We start from the raw sequence: 17,568 nt of genomic DNA, 5'->3' as shown, positions 1-17,568 counted from the left end.
GCGATGCGGTCGGGGCGGCGCCGGCGGGCGCTGCCTCAGCCGAACCGGCCGGTGATGTATTCCTGCGTCTTCGGGTGCCGCGGCGCGGTAAAGAGCTCGCCGGCCGGGGCGATCTCGATCAGCTCGCCAAGGTAGAAGAAGGCCACCTGATCGGCGCAGCGCGCCGCCTGCTGCATGTTGTGGGTGACGATGGCGATGGTGAAGTCCTGCTTCAACTCGTCGATCAGCTCCTCGATCTTGAGGGTCGAGATCGGGTCGAGCGCCGAGGTCGGCTCGTCGAACAGGATCACCTCCGGCCGCACCGCGATGGTGCGGGCGATGCAGAGCCGCTGCTGCTGCCCGCCCGACAGCCCCATGGCGGAACTGTGCAGCCGGTCCTTCACCTCGCCCCAGATGGCGGCGCGGGTCAGCGCCCATTCCACCCGCTCCTCCATCGCCGTGCGCGAGAGCGTCTCGTGCAGCCGGATGCCGAAGGCGATGTTCTCGTGGATGGTCATCGGGAAGGGGGTCGGCTTCTGGAAGACCATCCCGACCTTGGCCCGCAGGGCGTTGATGTCGACGTCGGCGGCGATGATGTTCTCGCCATCCATCAGCACCTCGCCCTCGGCCCGCTGGCCCGGGTAGAGGCTGTACATCCGGTTCAGCACCCGGAGCAGCGTCGACTTGCCGCAGCCGGAAGGGCCGATCATGCCGGTCACCTGCTTCTCCGGCAGGTCGAAGCTGATCTTCTTCAGGGCGCGGTTGTCGCCGTAGAAGAAGTCGAGCTCGCGGATGGCGATCCGCACCGTCTCGTTCAACGCAGCGGCGGACCGCGCCTGCATGCCGCCGAAGGAGGCAGGCGGCGCGGTGCCGACGGTGCGGTCGGCCGTGGTGGCGCTGGGCAGGGTCATTCTATGCTCCTTCACTTGCCGCTGCGCAGCAGGCTGCGGGCCAGGATGTTCAACAACAGGACGGCGAGGGTGATCAGCAGCGCCCCGGCCCAGGCCAGCTCGATCCAGTCCTGGAACGGCGAGCCGGCGTAGGAATATATGGTGATCGGCAGGCTCGGCATCGGCCGGGTCAGGTCGGTCGACCACGCATTGTTGCCAAGGCTGGTGAACAGCAGCGGCGCGGTCTCCCCGGCGATGCGGGCGACGCCGAGCAGGATGCCGGTGATGATGCCGGAGATCGCGGCGCGCCAGCAGACCAGCACGATCATCTTCCACTTCGGCGCGCCAAGCCCGATTACCGCTTCCCGCAGGGTGTTCGGGATCAGGCTCAGCATGTCCTCGGTGGTGCGGACCACGATCGGGATGATGATGATGGTGAGCGCGGCGACGCCGGCCCAGCCGGAGAAGCCGCCGAAGGGCAGCACCAGAAGCTGGTAGACGAACAGCCCGATCAGGATCGATGGCGCCGAAAGCAGGATGTCCGAGACGAAGCGGACGACGTTGCCGAAGGCCGAGCCCTTGGCGTATTCGGCCAGGTAGGTGCCGACCAGCATGCCGATCGGCGTGCCGATGACCGTCGCCAGGACCACCTGGATGAGGCTGCCGGCGATGGCGTTCAGCAGCCCGCCATTGGAGCCGGGCGGCTTCGTCACCTCGGTGAAGACCGCCAGGTCCATCGCCCCGAAGCCCTTGTAGAACAGGGTCGCCAGGATCGAGGCGAGGAACACCAGGCCGATGCCGGTCGCCACCAGCGACAGGATGCGGGCGATGCCGTCGGCGCGTTTGCGGCGGCGGCCGAGACGGGCGGCGACCGCCGGGTCCTTCGCTGGCGCCAGGGCCGGCTGGAGTGTGGTGCTCATCGGCTCAGCCCTTCAGCCGGGCGCGCAGCAGCCAGCGCGAGATGGCAAGAACGATGAAGGACAGCACGAACAGGATGAAGCCCAGCGCCAGCAGCGCCGCGAGCTTCAGGCTGTCGGTCTCGCTTTCGCCGAACTCCAGGGCGACGACCGAGGCGATGGTGTTGCCCGGCCCGAACAGCGAGGTGCTGATGCGGTTGGCGTTGCCGATGACGAAGGTCACCGCCATGGTCTCGCCCAGCGCCCGGCCGAGGCCGAGCATGATGCCGCCGGCGACCGAGATGCGGGTGTAGGGCAGCACCACGCCCTTCATCACCTCCCAGGTGGTGGCGCCGAGGCCATAGGCGCTCTCCTTGAAGACGGGCGGCACCTGCTCGAACACGTCGCGCATGGTGGCGGCGATGAAGGGCAGGATCATGATCGCCAGGATCAGCGCCGCGGTGAAGATGCCGGTGCCGAAGGGCGGGCCCTGGAACAGGGCGCCGATGCCCGGCAGTTCGCCGAGGCTGTCGATCGCCGCCGGCTGCACATACTGCGACATCAGCGGGGCGATCATGAAGAAGCCCCACATGCCGTAGATGATGGACGGCACCGCGGCCAGCAGCTCGACCGCCGTGCCGATCGGGCGGCGCAGCCATGCGGGCGACAGCTCGGTCAGGTAGAAGGCGACACCGAAGGCGACCGGCACCGCCAGCAGGATGGCGAGCACGGCGGTGACGATGGTGCCGTAGATGGAGACGCCGGCGCCGAACACCTCGGTCACCGGATCCCACTCGGTGGACCAGAGGAAGCCGATGCCGAAGGCTTGGAAGGCCGGCAGGCCGCCGATGAACAGCGCGATGATGATGCTGCCGAGCAGCAGCAGCACGAAGCCGCCCGCGGCATGGCAGGCAACGCGGAAGATGGTGTCGCCGAGGCTCGATGCGCGGGCACCGCGCCTGGGCCGGGCGCCCATCGGCGTGCCGAGGGGGAGGGTGGCTGCCTGCTGCAAGCTCAATGCTCCGGGCCGGTGAGGCGAGGAAGGGCGGCGTCCGCCGCCGGGGCCGGCCCCGCGGTGGCGGGGCCGGCGGGTGTCACAGGGTCCAGACCGGCTGGCCGTTGACCTTCACCTCGGCCTTCCAGGCGGCCCGGATGCGGTCCTGCACCGGCGCCGGCAGCGGGATATACTCCAGCTCCTGCGCCAGCGTGGCGCCATTCCGGAAGGCCCAGTCGAAGAACTTCATCACGTTGCGGCTGCGCTCCGCATCCGCCGGATCCTTCGGCAGCAGGATGAAGGTCGGCGAGACGATCGGCCAGGAGGTCGCGCCCTGCTGGTCGATCAGGCTGGCGGCGAAGCCGGGGGCCGACCAGTCGGCGTTGGTCGCCGCGGCGATGAAGGCCTCCTGGGTCGGCTTCACGAACTGGCCGGCCTTGTTGCGCAGCTGGGTGGTGACCAGCTTGTTGGTGATGGCGTAGGCGTTCTCGACATAGCCGATGGCGCCGCGGATGTTCTTGACCGTGCCGGCGACGCCTTCATTGCCGCGCGCGCCGGTGCCGGCGGGGAAGCGGACCGAGGTGCCGACGCCGACCTTCGACTTCCACTCCGACGAGACCGCCGAGAGGTAGGAGACCCAGACGAAGGTGGTGCCGGAGCCATCCGCCCGGTAGGCCGGGGCGATCGCCAGGTTCGGCAGCGACACCTCGCGGTTCAGCTCGACCAGGCGGGGATCGTTCCACTTGGTGATCTTGCCGAGGTAGATGTCGGCCAGCAGCTCGCCGGTCAGCTTCAGCTGCTCATTGGCGACGCCGGGGATGTTCACGATCGGCACCAGGCTGCCCATCACCGAGGGGAATTGCAGCAGCTTCGCCTCTTCGAGCTGGGCGACGGTCAGCGGGGCGTCAGTGGCGCCGAAATCCACCGTGCGGTTCTTGATCTGGTTGATGCCGGCGCCCGAGCCGACCGACTGGTAGTTCACCGTGATGCCGGTCGCGGCACGGCCCGCCTCGGCCCATTTCTGGTAGACCGGGTTGGGGAAGGTGGCGCCGGCGCCAGTGATTCCGGCGCCCTGGGCGAGGCTCGGACGGGTCAGGAAGGGGGCCGCCACGGCGAGGCCGGAGGCTGCAAGCAGGCTGCGTCGGTTCACGCGCTCTCTCCACGATTATGCTGGCCGGGCGGGCCACTCCCTGCCCGGCCGGGGGTGCCCCTTACCTAAGCGTGCTCTGCGTCCGGACGGTTGCAGTTCGATGAAGCTTCGATGACAGCATAGGGGACAACCACAGGTAGTCATCCGTAATTCGGCCACCCGCGCCTGAGCCCTGCCGCCTCCAACCCGGGTGCGACCGGACCTACTCCGGGTACCAGCCCGGCCGCCGCTTTTCGCGGAACGCCGCCAGCCCCTCCTGCCCCTCGGCCGAGGCGCGCTGCATCCAGCCCTCATGCGCCAGCATCGCCATCTCCCTAGGGTCCAGGGTGAGGCCGGCCGCGCCGAGCATGCTGGTCTTGGTCACCGCCACCGCGCCAGGGGCGGAGAGCAGCACCGCCTCCAAGATCTCGCTCAGCCGGTCCTCGATCGCATCGGCATCGACCACCTCATGCACCAGGCCGATGCGAAGGGCCTCCTCCGGGCCGAAGCGCTCGCCGGTCAGGGCGTAGCGGCGGGCGTGGCGCAGCCCCATGGCGTGGATCATATGGGTGGAGATCGGGGTCGGGGAGACGCCGACCCGCACCTCGGTCAGGCCGAACACCGCCTGCGGCGTCGCCAGCGCCACATCGACGCAGCAGGCGAGGCCGGCGCCGCCGCCGAAGCAGGCGCCCTGGATGACGGCCAGGGTCGGCCTGGGGAACTCATTCAGCAGCTGCATCGCCCGCGTGGTGGCCAGCGAGGCCTCGAAGGCACGATCCGGCGGATAGCCGGCCACTTCGGAAAGCCAGTGGATATCCGCCCCGGCGGCGAAATGCCGCCCGGCGCCGCGCAGCACCAGGGCGCGTACCTCGGGGTCGTCCCGCAGCGCGGTGAGGGCGGTGATCAGGGAATGCAGCAGCGCGGCATTGTAGGCATTGCTGCGCTCCGGCCGGTTCAAGGTGGCGGTGACGATGCCGCGGGGGTCGCGGGTGAGGAGGACAGGGGTTTCGGGCGCCATGGCGGGGCCTCCATTCAAAGGGCGCGCACCCTGCCAGCCGGCTGCCCCGAAGGCCAGACCAGGCCGCCGCCTCGCGCCAGGCGGGATTGACAGCGGCTCCGCTGCCGGCGGAGCCTCGCTGCCTCCGGAGGAGGCTCGCCATGTACGCCACCCGTCCCACCCTCTACGGCACCCGCCACGCCGTCTCGGCCGGTCATTACCTCGCCGCCGCCGCCGGCTTCGCGGTGCTGGAGGCGGGCGGCAACGCCATCGACGCCGGCTGCGCCGCCGGCATCGCCCTCGGCGTGGTGCTGCCGGATCTGGTGAATGTCGCCGGCGTCGCGCCGATCATCATCCGCAAGGCCGACGGCACGGTGGAGACCATCGCCGGCCTCGGTACCTGGCCGAAGTCGATCCCGGCCGACCTCTTCATGCGGGAGCATGGCGGCAAGATCCCGAACGGCGTGCTGCGCACAGTGGTGCCGGCGGCGCCCGATGCCTGGATCACCGCGCTGGAGCGGCACGGCACCATGGGCTTCGGCGATGTCGCCCAATACGCGCTGCGGCATGCGCGGGACGGCTACGCGGTCTATCCGCTGCTGGCGCAGAACATCCGCGACCACGCCGCCGAATACGCCCGCTGGCCCGGCAACGCCGCCATCTTCCTGCCCGGCGGCCGGCAGCCGCAGGTGGGCGAGAAATTCGTCCAATCCGACCTCGCCCGCACCCTGCAGTACATGGTCGATGAGGAGCGGAAGGCCGCGGGCAAGGGGCGCCTCGCCGGCCTCGCCGCGGCGCATGCCGCCTTCTACCGCGGCGACATCGCCCGCGAGATCGCCGGTTTCATGGCGCGCGAGGGCGGCTACCTGACCATGGAGGACCTCGCCGGCTACCGCTCGAAGCTGGAGCCGGCGGTGCGGCGCGAATGGCGCGGGCATGAGGTCATCACCTGCGGCCCCTGGTGCCAGGGGCCGGCGCTGCTGGAGGCGCTGCTGCTGATGGAGCGCGGCGGCATCAGCGGGATGGCGCACAACAGCGCCGACTACATCCATCTCTTCACCGAAAGCATGAAGGCGGCGATGGCCGATCGGGAATACCATTTCGGCGACCCTGCCTTCATCGACGTGCCGCTTGACCGGCTGCTGGCGGAGGGCCACCTCGCCGCCCGGCTGGCGGAGATCGACCCGGCGCGGGCGCTGCCCGGCATGCCGGGGCCGATCCTCGGCAGCAACCTGCCCCCCGGCGCCACCCGGCCGGAGCCGGCGGCACGCAGCGCGCCGATGGTCGAGGCCGATACCTCCTACTGCTGCGTCGTCGACCGCTGGGGCAACGCCTTCAGCGCCACGCCTTCCGATGGCTCGTGGAATTCGCCGGTGGTGCCGGGGCTCGGCATCATCCCCTCGAACCGCGGCAGCCAGAGCCGGCCCGACCCGAGCCACCCCTGCGGCGTCGCCCCCGGCAAGCGCCCGCGGCTGACGCCGAACCCGGCGATGATCGTGACCCGTGACGGTGGCGTCATGCCCTTCGGCACACCGGGCGGCGACGTGCAGATCCAGGCCATGCTGCAGGTGGTGCTGAACATCCTGCAACATGGGATGGAGGTGCAGGACGCGATCGAGGCGCCGCGCTTCGCCAGCTATTCCTTCCCCAGTTCCTTCGCGCCCTTCGACTATTTCCCCGGCCGGCTGGCGGTGGAAAGCCGGGTGCCGGAGGCGGTGCGCGGCGAGCTTGCCGGCCGCGGTCATGAGGTGAAGGACTGGCCGGAGAAGACCTGGCTGGCCGGCACGGTGGAGGTGATCCTCACCGATCCGAGGACAGGCATGCTGGCGGCCGGCGCCGACCCGCGGCGGCCGGCCTATGCCATCGCCGCCTGAGCCGGGGCTGGACAGGCGTCGCTGATTGGTCATGGTGCGCCGCTCGGGTCCCGGAATGAGACCCGTCGGGAGTTGAACGCCATGACCACACGTCGCGCTGCCCTGGCCGCGATGCTCGCCCTGCCCGCCGTCGCGCGGGCGCAATCCTCCACCAGGAACTGGGCACCCGACCGGCCGGTCCGCGTGATCGTGCCCTTCGCCCCGGGCGGCACCACCGATCTGGTGGCGCGGGTCTTCGCCGAGGCGGCCGCCGCCACCCTCGGCCAGCCGCTGGTGATCGAGAATCGCCCGGGCGGTGCCGCTGGGCTGGTCGGCACCGATGCGGTCGCCAAGGCGGCGCCGGATGGCCACACCATCTTGGTCCACAGCAATGCGCATGTGATCGCGCCGGCGCTGGTCTCCCGGCTGCCCTACGACCCGATCGGCGATTTCGCCCCCATCGCGCATCTCGGGCGGATCCCCCAGGTGATGGTGGTGAATCCGCGGCTGCCGGTGCAGGACATGGCCGGGCTGCTGGCGATGCTGCGGGCCAGCCCGGGCAAGTATAATTTCGCCAGCGCCGGCATCGGCAGCGCCGTGCATCTGGCCGGCGAGGTGTTCCGCGCCGTCGCCGGCGTCGACATGCAGCCGGTGCATTATCGCGGCGGCGGCCCGGCCATGCAGGCGGTGATCACCGGCGAGGTGGTCTACACCATCGACCCCGTCGCCTCCGCGACCAGCCATATCCGCGCGGGCACGGTGCGGCCCATCGCCATCGCCGGGCCGGAACGCGCGCCGAGCCTGCCCGATGTGCCCTCCTCGGCCGAGGCGGGGCTGCCGGCGCTGCGGGCCGAGGCCTGGCTCATGGCGCTGGCCCCCGCCCGCACCCCGCCGGCGGCCGTCGCCGCGCTGCAGGCGGCGCTTGCCGGGGCGGTGCAGGGCGCCGCGCCGCGGCTGGCCGCACTTGGCGTGCAGCCTGCCACGGTCAGCGGGCAGGCGGCGCTGACCGCCTTCCTGCGCGAGGACATGGCCCGGAGCGTTGCCGTGCTGCGCGCCGCCGGCGTGCGACCGGAGTAGCCCTTACATGCCATGCAGGCCGGACACGACCCGCATGCAACAGCGGCTTCAGGAAGCTGGGGTGAAAGCGTTCCAGGGGCCTTTCGGCTCTTGGTGGAGGGGTTGAGGGGGCGAGGCCCCCTCATTCTTCCTTCTCCCTACGCCGCACAGCGGCACGAGGGCACAGCCCTGGCGCACCTCAATGGCGCTCCAGAAAGGCCAGCACCGCGGCGTTGAAGGCGCCGGGATTCTCATCGCTCATCGGATGCGCGGCATCCGGGATGCCGACGCGCTCGGCGCCGGCGATGTGGCGTTCCAGCGCATCCGCATTGGCGACGAAATTTGGCAGCGTCTTCTCGCCCACCACCAGCAGCGTCGGCGTGCGGATCGCCTCGGCGGCGGCGCGGGAGTAGGGCGCCCGCCGCTCATGGATCTGGCCGAGCAAGGTGCGCACATTGTCGCGGCCGATCTGCTTGCGCGCCTCGCTGCGGCGCTCCCAGGCGCCGGGGCCGCCGGTGTGCTCGGCCACCCGGCGCAGCCCGCCCTCGATGTCGCCGGCCGCGACCAGCGCCGCCGCCTCGGCAAAGGCGCCGGCCTGCCGGCCGCTGCCGGCAGGCTTGCCGCCGAGGCTTTCGTCCAGCTCGCCCCCCGGCTCCGCCAGCACCAGGGCGCGGAGCAGATCAGGGTGCCGCTCGGCCAGGCGGAAGGCGATATGGCCGCCGCGCGAATGGCCGATCAGCCGCACCGGGCCGGCGTCCAGCGCACGGATGAAGCCTGCGAGATCGGCGACATGCCGGTCGATGGTGAAATCGCCGCCATCCTCCCAGCGGCCCGGCCAGCAATGCCGCATCGACAGCGCCATGACATGGTAGTGCGCGCCGAGCGGGCCCATCTGCGGCGCCCAGTAGCGCTGGTCGCCCAGCGTGCCATGGACCAGCACCAGCGGCGCCCCCTGGCCGGATTCGGCATAGTTGAGGTCGTATCCGTCGATCATTCGACTTGGCATGGTGGCGTTCCCTTTGCACCTTGATGGGAACGATGCCCCCGCGCGGCACGCCTGCCAAGCGAGGGCGGCGCTTGGCATGGCGCCGGCGCATCCCATCTCCTGCGGAACGACACCGGGGGTCCATCATGCAGCGCCGCCGCCTCCTCGCCATGCCCGCGGCGCTTGCCGGCCTGCCGGCCGGGGCACAGCCGGCGGCGGTCGACCTGCTGCTGGTGCTCGCCGTCGATGCCTCCGGCTCGATCGACGCGGATGAGTTCAGGCTGCAGCGCGTGGGTTATGCCGAGGCGCTCTCCCACCCTGCGGTGCTGTCCGCCATCGCCGGCAAGCCGCAGGGCGCCATCGCCGTCACCATGGTGGAATGGGGCGCGCCCGGCGGGGCGGAGACGGTGGTGGAGTGGATGCGCCTGGCCGATGCCGCCTCCGCCAGGGCGCTGGCCGCGGCGGTGCTGGCGGCGCCGCGCAGCCGGCAAAGCTGGAACGCCATCGGCGATGCGATCGACCACTCCGCCGCGCTGCTGCGCGCGGCGCCGTTCCGCGCCGCCGAGCGGGTGATCGACCTTTCGGGCGACGGGCCGGATCTGCGCTCACGCCGCCCGGCGACCGCGGCGCGCGACGATGCGGTGGCGGCCGGCATCTCGATCAATGCCCTGGCGGTCGCTGCCGCCGGCCAGGTGACCCGATACGGCGAGGCGCTGGCCGAGACCTACCGGCGGGAGGTGATCGGCGGCCCTGGCGCCTTCGTCGTCTCCGCCGAGGATCGCCGTGACATCGCCCGCGCCTTGCGTGCGAAGCTGGTGCGCGAGATCGCCTGATGCGCCGCCGGGCGCGAGGCGGTGGCCGCGTGCCTGCCGCCCGATCCTGAACCCATGCCGCCTTCCGGCGCTTTGCTGCCGCAGGGAAAGGGCCGGGAGAGATGGCGAACCGCCGCGCTTGGCGATGGGGATTGGGGCTTGGGTTGCCGCTGCTCGCCCTGGGGTTGTTCGTTGCCCTGTTCCGCTGGGACTGGCTGATTCCCCTGGCGGAGGCGCGCGCCAGCGCGGCGCTCGGCCGGCCGGTGTCGATCGAGCACCTGCATCTGGATCTGGGCCGCACCACCACCGTGACCCTCGAAGGGCTGCGCATCGGCAATCCACCGGAGTTCGAGGCCGAGCCGCCCTTCGCCGAGGTGCCGCGCGTGAGCCTCGACCTCGACGCCATGGCGTTGCTGCGCGACCGCAGCCTGGTGATCCCGACGGTGAGGCTGGACCAGCCGGCCGTCGAGATGCGCAGCCGCGAGGATGAAAAGACCAACTACGCCTTCAACCTCGGCGGCGACGCCGCATCCCGGCCGGCGGTGCAGGGGCCGCAGATCGGCGCGCTGCTGCTGCGCGACGGGAAGGTGCACACCATGCTGGCCGGGCTGCGGGCGGATTTCACCGTCTCCCTCTCGACCGAGGAGCCGCCGGGCGAGCCGCCACGGCTGCTGGCCAACGCCGAGGGCCGCTACGCCGACCAGCCGATCACCGCACAACTGCGGGGTGGCGCCATCCTCAACCTGCGCGACCCGAACCAGCCCTGGCCGATCGAGCTGACCCTGGCCAATGGCCCGACGCGGGTGGCGCTGCGCGGCACGCTGCAGGATCCGCTGGCGCTGCGCGGCGCCGACCTTCGGCTCGACATCGAGGGGCCGGACATGGCCCGGCTGGCGCCGCTGACCGGCGTGCCGATCCCGCCGACCCCGCCCTTCCGGGTGACCGGAAGGCTGGACTATGCCGAGGGTGCCTTCCGCTTCGAGGAGGTGGAGGGGCGGCTCGGGCGCAGCGATCTCAACGGCCGCTTCGCCATCATCCCCGGCGAGGATCGGCCGGTGCTGCACGCCGACCTCCACTCCCGCAGCGTTGACCTGGCCGACCTAGGCGGCTTCATCGGCGCTGCCCCGGGCCGCACCGATACCCCCGGCGTCACGCCCGAGCAGCGGCGGGCGGTGGCGCGGGCAGAGGCGAGCCCGCGGCTGCTGCCGACCACGCCGATCAGCATTCCCCGGCTGCGCTTCGCCGACATCCACCTGCGCTACCGCGCCGCAGAGATCAAGGGCCGCGCCATGCCCTTCGATAGGATGGAGACGGTGCTCGACATCGAGGATGGCGTCATCCGCCTGCACCCCATCCGCTTCGGCATCGGCCGTGGCACGCTGGGCGGCGAATTCATCCTGGAGCCAAGAGAGGACGGCGCGTTGCACGCCAAAGGCGAGATCGAACTGCGGCGCGTCGACATCTCCCGGCTGATGCAGGCCGCCGGCGCCGGTGGGGCAGGGACCCTGGGCGGCGTCGGGCGCATCGAGACGACCGGGCGCTCCTTCTCCGAACTGCTGGGACGAGGCGACGGGGCGCTGACGGTGGTGACGGTGGGCGGCAATCTTTCGGCCTTGCTGGTCGATCTCTCCGGCCTGCAATTCGGCAATGCGCTGCTCTCGGCGCTCGGTATCCCGGCGCGCACCGAGATCGAATGCCTGATCGGCGATTTCGCGCTGCGGCGCGGCACGCTGAGCACCCGCGCGCTGCTGCTCGATACCGAGAGCTATGTGGTGACCGGCGGCGGCGAGCTGTCGCTGGGGCGGGAGGTGCTGGACCTCTGGCTGCGGACCGACAGCAAGCGGATCACCATCGGCTCGCTGCCGACGCCGATCGGCATCACCGGCAGTTTCAAATCGCCGCAGATCCGCCCGGCGGTCGGCGAGCTGGCGGCGCGGGCCGGTGCCGCGGCGGGGCTCGGCGTGGTCTTCCCGCCGTTGGCGCTGCTGCCGACCATTCAGCTCGGCGTCGGTGAGAACAACCAGTGCGAGGCGCTGACCGAGAAATCCCGGCAGCGTGGCCGGTAGCGCAGATCACCGGCAGGCTGGACTCCTGGCGACTGAAACGGCTTGCGTGAACGAAAGCCGGCGCGGTCCCGCAGGGCGACCGGGGCCTGCTCAGCTCGGCCGATCAGGGCGCTTGGCCAGGCATTCCCGCATGAACGCCTTGCGCGGGTCGCCGCGCAGGCTGCGGTTGCGGGCTTCGGCATTGCAGTTCCGCATCCGCTCGCGCGCGGCGAGCTGGGCGGCGGTCGGCTCCCGCGCCGGGCGGTCTGCCGCGGCGGCGGGTTCCGGGGCGAGGAGGAACAGGCTCAAGGCACCGGCGATGACGAGGCGGATCATGCGCGACTCCGGGATGGCGACGCGCCAGCATGAACCTTGTTCCGCGCCAGGATCAATCGGCCCGGATATTCGCCTCGCGGATGACGGCGCCCCAGCGCTGCCGGTCGGCGGCGATGGTGCTGCGGAAGCTGTCCGGGTCGTCGACGATGATCTCCATGCCGTTCTCCGCCATGCGGCGCTGGAAGCCCGGGTCGGCCGCCACTTGGCGCAGCGCCGCCACCCAGCGGTCGAGCACCGGCTTGGGCAGCTTTCCGGGGCCGGCGACGCCGAACCAGTTGCGGATGGAAAAGCCGGGGATGGTGGCGCTGATCATCGGCAGCTCCGGCAGCAGGGCGCTGGCGCGGGGCGCGCCGAAGGCCACGGCGCGCAACCCGCCGTCGCGGATCTGGCCCATGAACTCCGGCAAATTGCCGAACATCATGTCGGTGCGGCCGGCGACGATGTCGATGATCGCCGGGGCGCCGCCGCGATAGGGCACGTGCAGCAGCTGGATGCCGGCCTGGCGTTGGAACAGCTCGGCCGAGAGGTGCTGGCTGCTGCCGTTGCCGGCGCTGGCGTAGGTCAGCTTGCCGGGGTTGGCCTTGGCATGGGCGATCAGCTCCGGGACGGTGCGGAACGGTCCGTTCGGGCTGGCCACCAGCACATTGTAGATATTGGCGACATTGGCGATGGGCGTGAGATCGTTCACCACATCGAAGGGCATCCGGATGCCCGGCATCTCCGGCAGGATGGTGTGCATGGCCATGGTCGCCAGCACCACCGTATGGCCGTCCGGCGCCGCCTTCGCCACGGTGTCGGCGCCGATCATGCCGGAGGCGCCGGTGCGGTTCTCCGCCACCACATTCACCCGGAAGATCGGCGAGAGCTGCTCCGCCAGCATGCGGGTCAGCAGGTCGCAGGTGCCGCCGGGGGCGAAGCCGCAGATGAAGCGGATGTCGCGGCTGGGGAAATCCTGGGCCCGCGCCGGCAGCATGGCGGCCAGCAGCAGCATGGTGATCAGCAGGCGCTTCATTGGCGCTTATCCCTCCCTGTCGTGGTTGGCGCTTCGCCGCGCCGATGACGATCTACACGTAGCCGGGCCCCTCGATGGCCGGATGGGCGAGGAGGAATCCCTCATCGACCTCGACGCCGATGCCAGGGGCCTCCAGCGGCAGCACATGCCCGTCACCGCCGATCCGCCAGGGCTCGCTGCCGAGCTGGTCGCGGAACAGGTTGTTGTGCGAGACATCGGCCTCGAAGTAGCCGGCGTTCTCGATGGCGGCGAGCAGGTGGATGGAGGCCGCCTGGTTCACCCCGGTCATCGAGGAATGCGGGTTGACCGGGATCTTGCAGGCGCTGGCCATGGCGGCGATGCGCAAGGTCTCGGTAATGCCGCCGCATTTCGACAGATCGGGCTGCCAGATGGTGATCACCCGGTCTTCCAGCACGCGGCTGAATTCGAAGCGGGTGAAGTGGTTCTCGCCGGCGGCCAGCGGCGTGCGGCCATAGCCGCGGGCCTGGGCGTAGAGGTGGTGGTCATGCGCCGGGAAGGGCTCCTCCAGCCAGCCGATGTCGAGCGCATCCATCGCCGGCATCACCTGGCGCACATCGCCGATGGAATAGCCGGTGTTGGCGTCCGTCAGGATGGTGAGGCCATCGCCGAAGGCGTTGCGCACCGCCTCCATCCGCGCGGTGTCGTCGCGCACCGTGTCGCCGATGCGCAGCTTCACCGCGCGGTAGCCGGCGGCGATCAGCGGCTGCGCCTCGTCGATCAGCTGCGCCGGCGGCTGGTAGCCGAGGGCGACGCCGCCGGCATAGGCCGCGACCGGCCGGCGGCTGCCGCCGAGCAGCCGGTACAGTGGCCAGCCCACCGCCTTGCCCTTGATGTCCCAGAGGGCCATGTCGATGCCCGACATCGCCATGGCGCAGGCCGCTCCCATGCCATGGCTGCCGAGCTGGTATTTGTAGATCTTCGCCCAGACGCCGGTGGTGTCGGCAGCATCCATGCCGAGGATGAGCTGCGACAGCGTCGTCTCGATGAGCTTCGCGATGGCGGTATGCGCCCGGCCGTGGTGGCTCTCGCCCCAGCCGATGATGCCATCCTCGGTCGTCACCTTCACCATGACGCAGTCGCGCTTCACGGATTGGCCGATGCCGAGCCGGACGCCGCCGGGCGGCACCGGAAAGCTGGTGGGATAGGCCTTGATCTCCCTGATCTTCATGACTGCCTCCCGTACCGGGCGAGGAAATCCTCGCGCACGGTGATGCCGAGGCCCGGCCGGTCGGGGATCTCGACGAAGCCGTCCTGGACGGGGAAGCGCTCCTCGATCAGGTCGTGCAGCATCGGGTTGTGGCCGAGCGAGTATTCCAGGATGAAGCCGGCGCTCTGGCTGGCCGCGAGGTGCAGTCCAGCGGCGAAGGCCGGAGCGCCGGACCAGAGATGCGGGGCGAGGCGCAGGTTGAAGGCGCCGGCGATGGCGCCGATGCGCACGCCCTCGGTGATGCCGCCGGCAATGGCGAGGTCGGGCTGCAGCACATCGGCGGCACGCAGCTCCGCCAGCTCGCGGAAGTCGTGCCGGGTGAACTCGCTCTCGCCGGAGGAGATCGGCACGGCGCTGCTGCGGCGGACCTCGGCCTGGCCCTGCTTGTCGTCGGCGGTGACCGGTTCCTCGAACCACAGCAGGTCGCAATCCTCGACCATACGGCAGAAGGCCTTGGCCTCGGAGACGGTCCAGGTGCCGTGGGCATCGGCGGCGAGGCCGATCTCAGGTCCCAGCGCGGCGCGGGCGGCGCGGACCCGGGCGGCGGAGCGCGCCACCGGCCCGTCCATGCTGCCGACCCGCATCTTCACCGCGCGGAAGCCGCCCTGCTTCACATAGCCGAGGAGCTGCTCGCCGATCTTCTCCTCGCCGGCCCAGCCGCCGGAGGCATAGGCCGGCATGCGCTCCGCCCGCCTGCCGCCGAGCAGGCGCCAGGCAGGGGCGTTCAGCGACTTGCCGAGGATGTCCCACAGCGCGAGGTCGATGCCGGCAATGGCACAGATCGAGAGGCCGCGCCGGCCAAGGTTCGGGAAGACATGCCCGCGGCCGATGGCGAAGCCCTGCCGCGGCATGTTGTAGAGCGTGTCCCAGAGCCGCGAGACATCGCGCGGATCCTCGCCCAGCAGCAGCGGCGCCATGTCCAGGTTGATGATGGCGGCGAGGCCGGCGCAGGCGGCGGTGCTGGCGACGCCGGCCTTGGCCTCGCCCCAGCCGGTGATGCCCGCATCGGTCTCGATCCGGACGATGACGCTGTCGAAGCTCGGCTGTTTGCCGAAGTCGCTGAGGTGCTGCCGTTCCGGCGGGATCGGCACCTGCACCCAGGTGGCGTGGACGCGGGTGATCTTCATGTGGCGAGCCTCAGTGCGGCACGACGCGCCTGGTGCGCGGCGGCAGCCTCCGGGTTGATCAGGTGCCGCGGCGCCTCGCCGCGCAGCACCCGCACGACCTCCTCCGCGGCCACCTGGCTCATTTTCACCGCGCTCTCGCGCGACAGCCCGGCGACATGCGGGGAGAGGATCGCATTCGGGCACCTCCGCAGCGGATGCTGCGCGCCGAGCGGCTGCACCGCATAGACATCCAGCGCCGCGCCGCCGATGGCGCCCTCTCGCAGCGCCGCGACCAGCGCATCCTCCTCCACCACCGCGCCGCGGGAGACATTCATCAGCCAGGCGGAGGGCTTCATCCGGGCGATCAGCGCGGCGGAGGCGAGGCCCCTGGTCTCCGGCGTCAGCGGGCAGGCGAGGGCGATGTGGTCGCTCTCGGCAAACAGCTCCGGCAGCGCGGCGTATTCGACGAAGCCCGGCAACGCCTCCCGCCGCCGCTGGAAGCCCAGCACCTTCATGCGGAAGCCGTGATGCGCGATCTCCGCCAGCCGCGTGCCGATGGCGCCGACGCCGACGATGCCGAGGGTGCGGCCGCGCAGCTCGGTGGCGCTGCCGGCGATGGCGCGGCCGGGCTTCCAGCCTTCCTCCAGATGCACCCGGTGCATCGTCTCCAGCCGCCGCGCCGCGGCCAGCATCTGCGCCACAACGAACTCCGCCACCGCATCGGCATTGGCGCCCGGCACATTGGTGACCAGCACGCCGTGCGCGGTGCAGTTCTCCACCGGGATGAGATCGACGCCGACGCCGTGCCGCGCCGCCACCAGCAGCTTCGGGCAGGCGGCGGCCAGGTCATCGGGCAGCTTCTGCCGCACGATGACCGCGCTGGCCTCGCGGCAGAGCGCGCGCAGCGCCTCGGCGCTCTGCTCGCCCCCCGGACCCTCGATCACCTCGAGCCCCGCGGCGCGCAGCACCGCCATTCCTCCGGGCTCGATCGCCTCGGTCAACGCAACCTTCATGCTCTATGCCACCTTGAAGCGGTTCAGGATTTCGCGGTCGATCTCGATGCCGAGGCCGGGGCCGTCGGGCACCGTGACGATGCCCTGCCGCTGCACGATCGGCACCGTCGCCAGCAGGTCGCCCAGCGGGTTCGGCGTCTGCTCGAACTCCAGCATCGGCGGCAGCGGTCGGAAGGCTGGCGGCTGGTCGGGCAGGGCGGCGAGGAATTGCACCGTCGCCGCCAGGCCGATGGCGCTGCCCCAGGCATGCGGCACGCATTCCACCCCGAAGGCCGAGGCCAGGGTGGCGATCTTGCGCAACTCGGAAATCCCGCCGGCGGCGCAGACATCCGGCTGGACGATATCCATCGCCTTGGTGGCGATGATGTCGCGGAAGCCCCAGCGGGTGAAGTCGTTCTCGCCGCCGGCGATGGCCATGTCCAGCGTGCGCGTCACCTCGGCATAGCCGGCGTGATCCTCCGGGCTGATCGGCTCCTCGAACCACAGCAGGTCGAGGGGTTCCAGCATCCGGCCGAGCCTGATCGCCTGCGGCACGCTGAAGCAGTGGTTGGCATCGACCGCCAGCGCCACATCGGGCCCGATCGCCTCCCGCACCGCGGCGACGCGCCGGAAGTCCAGCTTCGGGTCGCCGAGGCCGATCTTCATCTTGATGGCGCGGAAGCCCTGTTCCTTGTAGGCGAGCGCTTCCTCCACCGCCTCCTCGACCAGCCTGTCCATGTCGATGAAGTAGAGCCCGGTGGCATAGGCCTGCACGCTCCTGCGATAGGCGCCGCCGATCAGCTTGTGGATCGGCTTGGCCATGGCCCGGCCCATGATGTCCCAGAGCGCGATGTCGATGCCGGAGAGGGCGGTGATGGAGAAGCCCTGCGCGCCGTAATCCTTGATGCGGTTGTAGAGATCCTCCCACACCACCTCGACGTCGAAGGGGTCGCGGCCGATGACCCGCGGCGCGTATTGCGTCTCGATCAGCGTCCTGTTCACCGCCGCCGGGCCGTAGCATTCGCCCCAGCCGGTGATGCCCTCATCCGTCGTGATCTCGACGATGCAGGAGGCGCGGGTGGCATAGACCCAACCGCGGGCCGAGACGAAGGGCTTCTCAACCTTCGACTGCAGGATATGGCAGGTGACCCCGGTGACCTTCATCGGCCGCGCTTCCCCCCCGGTTTTCCCGCAGGCTGCCACGTGGGCACGCGGCTTGCTACCCCCGGTCCGGAGGCGCCAGGATCGCGCGCCATGG

The 17,568-nt window shown here is 70.8% G+C and carries 16 protein-coding genes; 4 read left to right on the top strand and 12 right to left on the bottom strand.

The features are described from left to right. Positions 1-35 precede the first annotated feature (35 nt). From pstB to H7965_RS09410, 5 genes are all read right to left on the bottom strand, one after another. A complete protein-coding gene (gene pstB, locus H7965_RS09430) occupies positions 36-821 on the bottom strand; it encodes a phosphate ABC transporter ATP-binding protein PstB (RefSeq protein WP_222440542.1) in 786 nt (261 codons plus the stop codon). Between the two features lie 80 nt (positions 822-901). Then, on the bottom strand, positions 902-1,789 hold the full coding sequence (gene pstA / locus H7965_RS09425) for a phosphate ABC transporter permease PstA (RefSeq protein ID WP_186770321.1): 888 nt from the start codon (positions 1,787-1,789) through the stop codon (positions 902-904). A gap of 4 nt (positions 1,790-1,793) precedes the next feature. Continuing rightward, the gene (gene pstC, locus H7965_RS09420) at positions 1,794-2,777 is read right to left on the bottom strand and encodes a phosphate ABC transporter permease subunit PstC (protein ID WP_390624559.1); all 984 of its coding nucleotides are present in this window, start codon (positions 2,775-2,777) and stop codon (positions 1,794-1,796) included. Between the two features lie 82 nt (positions 2,778-2,859). Then, the gene (pstS, locus tag H7965_RS09415) at positions 2,860-3,909 is read right to left on the bottom strand and encodes a phosphate ABC transporter substrate-binding protein PstS (RefSeq protein WP_186770320.1); all 1,050 of its coding nucleotides are present in this window, start codon (positions 3,907-3,909) and stop codon (positions 2,860-2,862) included. A 202-nt stretch (positions 3,910-4,111) separates the two neighbouring features. Continuing rightward, entirely contained in the window at positions 4,112-4,906 is a 795-nt protein-coding gene (locus H7965_RS09410) for an enoyl-CoA hydratase-related protein (protein ID WP_186770319.1), read from the bottom strand. Between the two features lie 140 nt (positions 4,907-5,046). Here H7965_RS09410 and H7965_RS09405 point away from each other — a divergent pair, with 140 nt between their 5' ends. Both H7965_RS09405 and H7965_RS09400 read left to right on the top strand, forming a co-directional pair. Then, positions 5,047-6,759 carry a gamma-glutamyltransferase family protein gene (locus H7965_RS09405; RefSeq protein ID WP_186770318.1) on the top strand — a complete coding sequence of 571 codons (1,713 nt, stop codon included), beginning with the start codon at positions 5,047-5,049 and terminating at the stop codon, positions 6,757-6,759. Positions 6,760-6,840: 81 nt separating this feature from the next. Beyond that, a complete protein-coding gene (locus H7965_RS09400) occupies positions 6,841-7,815 on the top strand; it encodes a tripartite tricarboxylate transporter substrate-binding protein (protein WP_186770317.1) in 975 nt (324 codons plus the stop codon). A 178-nt stretch (positions 7,816-7,993) separates the two neighbouring features. Here the strand turns inward: H7965_RS09400 and H7965_RS09395 are convergent, their stop codons facing one another. Continuing rightward, a complete protein-coding gene (locus H7965_RS09395) occupies positions 7,994-8,800 on the bottom strand; it encodes an alpha/beta fold hydrolase (RefSeq protein ID WP_186770316.1) in 807 nt (268 codons plus the stop codon). Between the two features lie 125 nt (positions 8,801-8,925). Between H7965_RS09395 and H7965_RS09390 the strand changes: the two genes are divergently transcribed. Both H7965_RS09390 and H7965_RS09385 read left to right on the top strand, forming a co-directional pair. Beyond that, positions 8,926-9,612, top strand: coding sequence for a DUF1194 domain-containing protein (locus H7965_RS09390; protein WP_186770315.1), 687 nt, complete (start codon positions 8,926-8,928; stop codon positions 9,610-9,612). Positions 9,613-9,713: 101 nt separating this feature from the next. Next, positions 9,714-11,657: an AsmA family protein gene (locus H7965_RS09385; RefSeq protein ID WP_186770314.1), complete on the top strand. Its 1,944-nt coding sequence runs from the start codon at positions 9,714-9,716 to the stop codon at positions 11,655-11,657. 90 nt (positions 11,658-11,747) lie between these two features. On the opposite strand, the gene H7965_RS09380 is transcribed toward H7965_RS09385, so the two are convergent. Genes H7965_RS09380 through H7965_RS09355 form a run of 6 tightly spaced genes read right to left on the bottom strand, consistent with a single transcriptional unit; the run spans position 11,748 to position 17,474 of the window. Beyond that, on the bottom strand, positions 11,748-11,972 hold the full coding sequence (locus H7965_RS09380; RefSeq protein WP_186770313.1) for a PsiF family protein: 225 nt from the start codon (positions 11,970-11,972) through the stop codon (positions 11,748-11,750). A 52-nt stretch (positions 11,973-12,024) separates the two neighbouring features. Further along, positions 12,025-12,984, bottom strand: coding sequence for a Bug family tripartite tricarboxylate transporter substrate binding protein (locus tag H7965_RS09375; RefSeq protein WP_186770312.1), 960 nt, complete (start codon positions 12,982-12,984; stop codon positions 12,025-12,027). A gap of 52 nt (positions 12,985-13,036) precedes the next feature. After that, on the bottom strand, positions 13,037-14,173 hold the full coding sequence (locus H7965_RS09370; RefSeq protein WP_186770311.1) for a mandelate racemase/muconate lactonizing enzyme family protein: 1,137 nt from the start codon (positions 14,171-14,173) through the stop codon (positions 13,037-13,039). Beyond that, positions 14,170-15,339: a mandelate racemase/muconate lactonizing enzyme family protein gene (locus H7965_RS09365; RefSeq protein WP_186770310.1), complete on the bottom strand. Its 1,170-nt coding sequence runs from the start codon at positions 15,337-15,339 to the stop codon at positions 14,170-14,172. The genes H7965_RS09370 and H7965_RS09365 overlap by 4 nt, the downstream gene beginning before the upstream one ends. After that, a complete protein-coding gene (locus H7965_RS09360) occupies positions 15,336-16,331 on the bottom strand; it encodes a hydroxyacid dehydrogenase (protein WP_186770309.1) in 996 nt (331 codons plus the stop codon). Before H7965_RS09360 ends, H7965_RS09365 begins: the two co-directional genes overlap by 4 nt. Before the next feature lie 3 nt (positions 16,332-16,334). Continuing rightward, positions 16,335-17,474: a mandelate racemase/muconate lactonizing enzyme family protein gene (locus H7965_RS09355; RefSeq protein WP_186770308.1), complete on the bottom strand. Its 1,140-nt coding sequence runs from the start codon at positions 17,472-17,474 to the stop codon at positions 16,335-16,337. Positions 17,475-17,568 lie beyond the last annotated feature (94 nt).

The sequence above is a fragment of the Siccirubricoccus deserti genome, assembly GCF_014283215.1.
Classification (GTDB): Bacteria; Pseudomonadota; Alphaproteobacteria; order Acetobacterales; family Acetobacteraceae; genus Siccirubricoccus; species Siccirubricoccus deserti.
This window is presented reverse-complemented; position numbering and strand designations above follow the sequence as displayed.